Source organism: bacterium, from assembly GCA_021372615.1.
Classification (GTDB): Bacteria; Armatimonadota; Zipacnadia; order Zipacnadales; family UBA11051; genus JAJFUB01.
Map to the genome: position 1 here is coordinate 22,005 of JAJFUB010000062.1, position 7,025 is coordinate 29,029.

The window sequence follows — 7,025 nt, forward strand, 5'->3', positions numbered from 1 at the left end:
CGCCCCGCCGTTCACGGCTCTGTGTCATTCTCCTCCGCGGTTGCGTCTTCCTTCTTCAAGGACAGCGCCCGTTGGTAGGCCTCCCGGTGTGACGCCCACCCCAGGTCCGACAGCACCCCTGCGATGTCCCGGGGCCTCAGCCCCGCCTGCAACAGCCGTCGCACCGTCGGCGTCAGCTCCCGCTCCCCCGCCGCGGCCGCCGGCTCTTCCCCGCCCTCGATGACGAGCACGAACTCGCCCCGGGGCTCGCGCGCGGCGAACACGCCTGCCAGTTCGGACGCGGTCCCCCGCAGCAGCTCCTCGTACTGCTTGGTCAACTCCCGGGCGACGAGCACCGGTCGGTCGCCGAACACCTCTGCCGCCGCCTGCAGCGTCTCCACCACGCGGTGCGGGGCCTCGTACAGGACGACCGTGAGGCCGGTAGCTCTGAGGTGCTGCAGGAAGGCCAGGCGCTCCCCGGCCTTGCGGGGCGGGAAGCCGCCGAAGACGAAGCGGTCGGCGACCATACCCGAGACGCTCAGAGCCGTGACAAGGGCGCAGGGGCCCGGCACGGGCACGACTGACGCGCCGGCTGCAGCCGCGGCGCTGACCAGCTCGCGGCCCGGATCGGCGATGCCGGGGGTACCGCCGTCGGAGACATAGGCGATGTCCAGCCCCTCCTGCAGGCGCCGGATCAGCCGCTCCTGTTTGCGCGCGTCGCTATCGCCGTGAAAGCTCTCGAGGGGCTTGTGGAGGTCGAGGTGGGACAGCAGCTTCTGGGCCCGGCGGGTGTCCTCGGCGACGACGAGGTCGGCTGCGCCCAGGACCGCCCGGACGCGGTCGGAGAGGTCCTGCAAGTTGCCAATAGGGGTGGTGACGAGGTAGAGCGTGCCACACTGGCGCTGAGCATCCACCTGTCACCACCCCTTGAGTTCGTTCTGCGTCCACTTGTGGGCAGGCGGGGGGCCTGCCTCGTTGCGCGTGAGGCGTCGGCTACTGGGATGGGATCGTGAACGGCATCGCGCCGCCCATCGGCCCGAAGCCACCCATGCCGCCCTGGGGGTTCTTGGCCTGCTCGGCCTGGTAGTCGGTCAGCCACTGGGCGATCTGCTTGCCGAGCTCAGGCTGGTTGAGCGGCTTGAGCTTCTGCTCGACCTGCATGTTCATGAAGTAGTTCATCTGCGTGAAGGCCGAGGCGCGGTCGAAGGTGTCCTTGTACTGGTCAATGGCCTTCTGCCGCATACTGGCCTGCTGGGCCGCTTCGCCCTGCTTGGCCAGCTCCATATACAGGTCGCCCAGCTTCATGTGCATGGACGGAGAGCGCGCGCCCTCTTCGGTCTGGATCGCCGCGTCGAGTGTCTCGGCGGCCCGCTGCTTGTTGCCTTCCTGCTCGTAAAGCCCGGCCAGCTCCCACAGGGCCGTCACGTTCTGCGGGTCCTGCTTGGCTGCTTGCTCCAGAAGGGCCTTGGCCTGGGCCTGCTTCATCTTGTCGGGCGTGCCGCTCTTCTGGGCCTCATCCAGCAGGCTGTACGCCTGCAGCTCGGGGTCCACGATCTGAATCTGGGCCTGCTTCTTCAACTCGTCCTGGTACTCGCTCCAGGCCTTGTACTTCCGCTCGGACAGTACCTGCTCGCGGTAGGTGGCCTTGTTCTTCTCGAAGTCCTTGGGCAGGTTCGTGCGCCGCTCGAAGACCTTCATGAAGTGGTAGCCGAAGGGGCTCTTGAAGACCTCGCTGACCTGGCCGGGCTGCAGCTTGAAGGCGACCTCGTCGAACTCCTTGACCATGGCGCCGCGCTTGAACCAGCCCAGGTCGCCGCCCTTGGCGCCGCTGCCGGGGTCCTGCGAGTTCTCCTTGGCCAGCTTGGCGAAGTCGGCGCCCTGCTTGACCTGCGCCAGCAGCGCGTCGGCCTTCTGCTTGGCCAGGGCGTCGCCATCCGCCTGCTGCTGTCCCGCCGCCGGCTTGGCCTTCTTGGCCTCTTCATCCGGCTTGATGAGGATGTGGCTGGCCTTGACCTCGGTGTAGCTGTCCTTCAACTCGTCGTCGGTCAGCGCCACGCGCTTTTCCACGGTCTCCTTCAGCTTGTCCTGGGCGACCTGCTGCTTGACGCGGTCGGTATCCTTGCCGATCTCGCGGCGCAGTTCAGCCTTGAACTGGTCGAGAGTCTGGTTCTGCTTCTTGAGATGCCGCTTGAGCACTCGCTTGTCCGAGAAGCGCGTGTTGATGGTCTGCTCGACCTCATCGTCAATCTTCTTGCGGATGTCCGCGCCGCCCACCTTGATGCGCTCACGCTTGGTGGCCTGGCGCATCAGGACGCTGTCAATGAGGCTGTTGAGCAGGCCGCTCTTGGTCCAGCGCTCCTGCGTGGCGTCGCTCTGCCCCATGTCCTGTCGGGAGGACATGTTGAGGTCAAAGAGCGCGCGAGGGATCTTCTCGCCGTTGACGACCGCCACGACGGGCGAGACGCGCCCGCCCTTGCCCGCATCCGAGCGGCTACGGCTCGAGGGACCGCCGAAGGTATAGTAGGCGCCGGCCACGAAAATGAGGATAATGACGTAGAAGACGGCCTCGGCCAGGCTGGGCAGATCTACGTGTCGCTTACCGATCTTGGCCTTGACGCGCTTGCGGAAGACCTTGCGCATGCGAACAATGGACATTACTGCGCTCCTACGCTGAGGCGAAGCAGGTGCGCCCTGCCTTCGCCGGCATTCGTGCTCACTGACAACAGACTGCCGCGCGGCTTTGTTCCTGGCCCGCGCACCAGCCTTCGCCCCCCGGCAACACCGGGGACACAGGGGCAACGGACGGGGAAAGGGAAAGAGAGCCGGCCCGTGCCGGCTCTGCCGCTATTATACCTCCGGCGCAAAGGGCTGACAAGACGTGCGTAGCTTCGGAGGGGAGCCTGGCGCTGGAGCCTGTAGGGCGGGGCCTTGTGCCCTGCCCTACAGCACCGGCCACGCACAGGACGTGGCCGAGGCGACCTGGGAGTGATGCGCCCATGGCAACCGATCTGCGTATGCCGGTCGTCGCCGGACAGTTCTACGAAGCAACCGGGAGTGCCCTCAGGCAGGAGATCGCGGACTGTTATCTGGACCGCCGCGGGCCCGGCAGACTGCCGACGGTGGACCTCGCCGGGCCCAGGCAGATGCTCGGGCTGGTGTCGCCCCATGCCGGCTACATCTATTCGGGGCCGATGGCCGCCCACGGCTACGCGGCGCTGGCGGCGGACGGTCGGCCCGATGCCTTCGTCATCATCGGGCCCAACCACGGACGGGGCAGTTGGGTCTCGGCGATACAGACCTCCGGGGCGTGGCTGACGCCGCTGGGCGAGGCGCAGGTGGAACCCGAACTGGCCACGGCCCTCGCCGCCGAGCTGCCTGACTTCACCGTCGGGTCGGCCGCCTTCCGGGGCGAGCACAGCCTCGAGGTGCAGTTGCCCTTCCTGCAGGACCTGTACGGCGGCGAGGTGCCGTTCGTGCCGCTGATGATGCTGGACCAGGACCGCGACGCGGCCTCCGCTGTCGGCCGGGCCCTGGGGCGCGTGCTGGCAGGGCGCAATGTCGTCATCATCGCCAGCACTGACATGACCCACCAGGAGCCCCGCCAGGTCGCCACGGCGCAGGACCGGATTCTCATCGAGCGCATCGAGGCGCTCGACCCGGACGGTCTTCTGACCGAGCAGGCCCGCCGCGACATCACCATGTGCGGCTATGGCCCCACCGCCGCGATGCTCCTCGCGGCCAGGCAGCTTGGCGCCACACGCACCGAGACCTTCCGCTACGGTGACTCCGGCGAGGCCCATCCCATGGCCGCGGTCGTCGGCTATCTGTCGCTGGGAGTGTACCGGTAGAGTTGGCGCGCCCCGTGCTCCAGTAGCGCGGGCGGCCTCGCCCGCGCGCTGTCGGGACGGGCAGGCGAGGCCGCCTGCCCTACGGGGAAGGAACGGTCTCCTTTGGGACGCGGCGCTGGCGCGGCCCGTCCCGGTCCGTGGAAAAGCAACAGGCCCGGCATGTGCCGGGCCTGACTGTTCGCGGGTTGGGGTCGCGGCTACTGCGTCGCGCCCGGGGCTGTCGGGCCCTTCAGCTTGCCCAGCAGGCCATTGAGCTTGGCTGCCCACGCCCGGGCCAGAGCCTCTGGGGCAGCCTTGTTGGCAGCGGCGTCCTCGGCGGTCACTGTGACGACCTGCTGGCCATCGTACGCAACGACCCACTTGCCGTCTAGCGCCTGGGCCTGGGCCAGTCCGGACTTGCCCTTCCCGTACGAGAGCATTCTGACGATCTTGGCCTCGATGGCCTGCCCCCGCTCCGCCAGCGAGGCGAACCCGTCGGGCCCGCGCAGCCGGAAGAGCAGCAGGCCGCCCACCGCGACCTCGTACGTCCCCGCCGCGGCGCCCGCCGAAGCAGCGGCCTGGGCGCCCGCCGGACCCGAGAGCCTCTCGCTGGTCGCCACCGTCAGCTTTGGCAGCACGGCCGCCAGGTTGTCCCGCCAGGACTGGGCCAGTGCTTCCTGCGTCATTCCCACCGCCGCCGCGTCCCTGGCATAGACGGACACGAGCCGCACGCTGTCCACGTAGATGGTGGGGGCGCTGCGGACGCGCCCGACGCGGATCATCTCGGGCTTGAGGGGACCGATGGACAGCGCCTCGGTCAGGCGGTTGTACACGGCCACCTCGCGCTCGGCCAGCGTGTAGCCGGCCGCCGGTCCACGCAACTCCATGAACTTGTACTGGCCGAGGCCGATCTCGACCTTCTCTGGCGCATAGCCATCAGCAATCTTCGGCTTGGAGTCCAGCCCGCCCCAGAGCTTGAGTTCCTTCCCCTGCGGGGCCTGGGCCTGAGCAGCGTATGCTCCGACAGCAATGACCAGTATTGCGATCGCGACGGCGAGGCTGCGGCTGTTCATGGCGCGTCCACCTTCCATGCTGGGCCGGCGTGGCAGCGGTATGCAGTCCGTTCTGTATATTACCACCTTGGCCTGTCTGCTACTACTACTTCTTTCCCCCCGCGACCCGCGCCGGCGCTGACTCACAGGCCGGTGTCCGGCACCGCGCCGAACCGCCGCTCGCGCTTGTTGAAGGCGCGGATGGCGTCCAGCAGGTGCTCCACGGTGAAGTCGGGCCAGAGCACGTCCAGGACCACGATCTCGGCGTAGGCGATCTCCCAGAGCAGGAAGTTGCTGACGCGCATCTCGCGGCCGGGACGGAGGAATAACTGGACATCGGGGAGTTGGGGCGCGTAGAGGGCGCCCTGGACGTGCTGCTCATCTATGTCGGCGGGGGCCAGCACGCCCGCGCGCACCTGCTCGGCCAGTTGCCGCGCCGCATCCACAATCTCAGCCCGGCCGCCGTAGTTGATGCACAGGTTCAGAATGAGGCCGGTGTTCGCCGCCGTGCGGGCCTGGGCGTCGGCGAAGACCCGCTGCATGGTCTCCGGCAGCCCCGACAGCCGGCCCGAGGCGCGGAACTGCACGTCCATGTCGTGCAACTCCGCCAGTTCCTCGATCAACGCCCCTTCGATGAGCTGCATCAGGCCGGCGACTTCATCGGCGGGACGGTTCCAGTTCTCGGTGGAGAAGGCGTAGATGCTCAGCGCGGTCACACCCAGCTCGCCACAGGCTTTGACGGTGCGCTTGGTGGCCTTGCGGCCCTCGATGTGTCCGGCGAAACGGGGAAGTCCCCTCTGCGTGGCCCATCGTCCGTTACCGTCCATGACGATGGCGATGTGGGAGGGGATGGTGAGGCCCTCGGCGGTGACTACGTCGGTCAGTGCGGGCACCTAGCTCTCCTGCCTCGCCTCAACGGGGAGTTGAGGAAAGGCGGCAACAATCAACACGGCGCGTTCAGAGGTGCCCCGCTGTGCCACGACGCGCAGACACCCGCCCGCCGTCCCCCGCGGCGGCGCCGTTACAGCTTCGTCTACCCCCAGCCCCGCCTCCTCAAACCTCCGCCGAGCTTCGGGGGCCTTGAGGCCCAGCACATCCAGCCCCACCTGCGGAGCGCTCACCGCCTAGACCTCCATGATCTCTTCGACCTTCTTGGCCGTGATCTCGTCCACGCGGGCGATGAACTCGTCGGTCAGCTTCTGGATTTCCTTCTTGCCGCGCTCGACGTCGTCCTCGGAGATCTCCTTCGCCTTCTCGCGCTTGTCCAAGTGCTCATTGGCATCGCGCCGGACGTTGCGGATGGCCACCTTGCCCTCTTCGGCCTTGTGGTGGACCATCTTGGTCAGTTCCTTGCGCCGCTCTTCGGTCAACGTCGGGATCTCGAGCCGGATGGTGCTCCCATCGCTGTTGGGGGTGAGCCCCAGGTCCGACGCGTGGATGGCCTTGGTGATGGCCGGCAGCACGGACTTGTCCCACGGGGAGATCAGCAACTGGCGGGGCTCGGGGACGGACACCGTCGCCACCTGGTTGACCGGCATCTCACTGCCGTAGTACTCGACCTTGACGCGGTCCAGCAGGGCCGGGGTCGCGCGACCGGTGCGTACGGTCTGGAAATCGCGCTCCGTCGCCTCGATCGAGTGCTGCATTCGTTCCTTGGTGTTCTTGACCACATCCTGCATGCTAGCCCCTCCTCGTATGCGTGATGCGGCGCCACCGCGGGCGCCGACGGGCGCGATCACTCGCGCCCCTACGCGTCCTCCGTCACCAGCGTCCCCACCAGCTCGCCACATGCGGCGCGTACGATGTTGCCCTGCGTGTGGATGTTGAAGACCACGATGGGCAGATGGTTGTCCATGGACAGCGATATGGCCGTGGCGTCCATGACCTGCAGGCGCTGCTCGAGCGCCTGCAGGTAACTGACTCGCGGCAGATAGACGGCATCGGGGTACTCGTGGGGGTTCTTGTCGTAGACCCCGTCCACGTTGGTGGCCTTGAGGATGGCCCCCGCCCCGATCTCAATGGCCCGCAGGACGGCAGCGGTATCGGTCGTGAAGAACGGGTTGCCGGTGCCGGCGGCGAAGATGACGGTGCGGCCCTTCTCCAGGTGCCGAATGGCCCGGCGGCGGATGAAGGGCTCGGCCACCTCGCGCATCTCGATCGCCGTCTG

At 67.6% G+C, this 7,025-nt stretch carries 7 protein-coding genes; 1 reads left to right on the plus strand and 6 read right to left on the minus strand.

The window, feature by feature from the left end:
* Positions 1–11: 11 nt before the first annotated feature.
* The gene (gene rsmI / locus LLH23_09345) at positions 12–893 is read right to left on the minus strand and encodes a 16S rRNA (cytidine(1402)-2'-O)-methyltransferase (protein MCE5238683.1); all 882 of its coding nucleotides are present in this window, start codon (positions 891–893) and stop codon (positions 12–14) included.
* A 79-nt stretch (positions 894–972) separates the two neighbouring features.
* On the minus strand, positions 973–2,634 hold the full coding sequence (locus LLH23_09350; protein ID MCE5238684.1) for a peptidylprolyl isomerase: 1,662 nt from the start codon (positions 2,632–2,634) through the stop codon (positions 973–975).
* Between the two features lie 341 nt (positions 2,635–2,975).
* On the opposite strand from LLH23_09350, the gene amrB reads away from it, so the two are divergent.
* Positions 2,976–3,827 carry an AmmeMemoRadiSam system protein B gene (amrB, locus tag LLH23_09355; protein MCE5238685.1) on the plus strand — a complete coding sequence of 284 codons (852 nt, stop codon included), beginning with the start codon at positions 2,976–2,978 and terminating at the stop codon, positions 3,825–3,827.
* Between the two features lie 197 nt (positions 3,828–4,024).
* Here amrB and LLH23_09360 read toward each other — a convergent pair whose 3' ends face one another.
* The 4 genes from LLH23_09360 to LLH23_09375 all read right to left on the minus strand — a co-directional run.
* A complete protein-coding gene (locus tag LLH23_09360; protein MCE5238686.1) occupies positions 4,025–4,879 on the minus strand; it encodes a hypothetical protein in 855 nt (284 codons plus the stop codon).
* A gap of 122 nt (positions 4,880–5,001) precedes the next feature.
* Complete coding sequence (gene uppS, locus LLH23_09365) at positions 5,002–5,751, minus strand: di-trans,poly-cis-decaprenylcistransferase (GenBank protein MCE5238687.1); 750 nt, start codon at positions 5,749–5,751, stop codon at positions 5,002–5,004.
* 231 nt (positions 5,752–5,982) lie between these two features.
* Positions 5,983–6,537 carry a ribosome recycling factor gene (frr, locus tag LLH23_09370; GenBank protein MCE5238688.1) on the minus strand — a complete coding sequence of 185 codons (555 nt, stop codon included), beginning with the start codon at positions 6,535–6,537 and terminating at the stop codon, positions 5,983–5,985.
* A 68-nt stretch (positions 6,538–6,605) separates the two neighbouring features.
* Positions 6,606–7,025 (minus strand): UMP kinase (locus LLH23_09375; GenBank protein ID MCE5238689.1); only part of this gene is annotated, 420 nt, incomplete at its 5' end.